Annotated in this window: 2 protein-coding genes; both read left to right on the top strand. The window is 45.2% G+C overall.

Features of this window, described 5'->3' with window-relative positions:
* Positions 1-114 precede the first annotated feature (114 nt).
* A complete protein-coding gene (locus tag MC7420_RS34670) occupies positions 115-387 on the top strand; it encodes a type II toxin-antitoxin system ParD family antitoxin (RefSeq protein ID WP_006106662.1) in 273 nt (90 codons plus the stop codon).
* Between the two features lie 454 nt (positions 388-841).
* Positions 842-1,364, top strand: a 523-nt coding sequence (locus tag MC7420_RS34665) for a Uma2 family endonuclease (protein ID WP_044211440.1), incomplete at its 3' end; no start/stop codon positions are given.

Here is a 1,364-nt window from a genome sequence, read left to right as displayed (position 1 = left end):
AAATCAGTGTTTCGCCCTGTGCTACCTGAAAAATCCTATCGACATTCTTGGCATAAGTTGCCATCAAATGGCAATTTATGCCATAATTCCAGCAGCTACCTCAGAAAAACGCCCATGAAAAGTATCAATATTTCTCTACCTCATTCCATGCGCCTTTATATCGAAGAACAGGTGGCAAATGGCGGTTATAGCACAGTTAGTGAATATTTTCGTGAGTTGGTTCGCCAAGACCAAAAACGCAAAGCTCAAGAGCGTTTAGAGGCTTTACTATTAGAAGGGTTGAATTCGGGATTGGCTTCACCAATGACGGAGCAAGATTGGGAAGATATCCGACGAGTGGTGCGAGAAAGGGTGGCTCAACGGACAGGTTTAGAGGGAAATGGGTAAGGTTTATAAGCGATCGCACCGTTCGTAGTGAGCGCTTCCTTCGCTTGTGCTAGGTATTAGTAGCGAGCAAGATGCAAAGCCTGCGGCATGGCTTCGCTAAACGCACTACAAGAATTTCCTCGTTATTGACATTAAGGTTTAAATGCCGAACAGCGTAGGGTAGCACAGCCAGACGTGCGCCCTTGCGGTAAATGGCGTCACCGATGATGATCTAGAAGCGGTGCGACGGTTGAGGTAGAAATTGCCATTAGTAAATGCGATCGCGTGTTTATTCATGGTATACTTTTCATCGTGGGAAAATGTGCCTGCCTATAGACTCGACACATAAGGTGGCAGACGGGGAGACAGAAAGAGCGATCGCGCGTCCCGGCTAGGCATCTTTAATGGTTATCCGTGAAATCTGTGTGAATTGAATAAAATAAAATGAAATTAGTTGTTGCTCCCTGACCAACTCATGCTAGAGTACAACCCATTAGATTGCTTACCTTCTGCAGAAGATCTGCCTGATTCTGACGATACTCCAGTGGATAATGAACTGCAAGATTTAATTCCCTCATTGCTGAAAGCGGTTCTGGCGCTGTTGTGGGAGAATCGTTGGGATTGGTTTTTTGGGGTGGATATGGGAATTTATTATCACCCAGAAAAGCCAGCTATTGTACCCGATGGGTTTTTGAGTCTGGGGGTACAACGATTTATTGACGAAGACTTGCGGCTGTCTTATGTATTGTGGGAAGAACAGGTTGTACCTATGTTGGTACTTGAGGTAGTATCTAACAAGCGTCGCGGCGAATATAGCAGCAAGAAAACAATTTATCGGGATATGGGGGTACTCTACTATGTGGTGTACAATCCTCTGCGACGTCGTAAAGCCCCATTGGAAGTGTATAAGTTAGTGGATGGGGAGTATCAGTTACAGTTTGGTAATCCGGTGTGGTTATCGGAAATTGGATTAGGGATAGGAGCAGAAAGAGGTAGCT

Source organism: Coleofasciculus chthonoplastes PCC 7420 (assembly GCF_000155555.1).
Lineage (GTDB): Bacteria > Cyanobacteriota > Cyanobacteriia > Cyanobacteriales > Coleofasciculaceae > Coleofasciculus > Coleofasciculus chthonoplastes_A.
Note: the sequence above shows the minus strand (reverse complement) of the source record. Positions and strands in the feature narration are given on the sequence as shown.

Excerpts from the sequence above, each read along its gene's own strand:
- MC7420_RS34670 (WP_006106662.1), top strand. The coding sequence starts at position 115 with ATGAAAAGTATCAATATTTCTCTACCTCATTCCATGCGCCTTTATATC.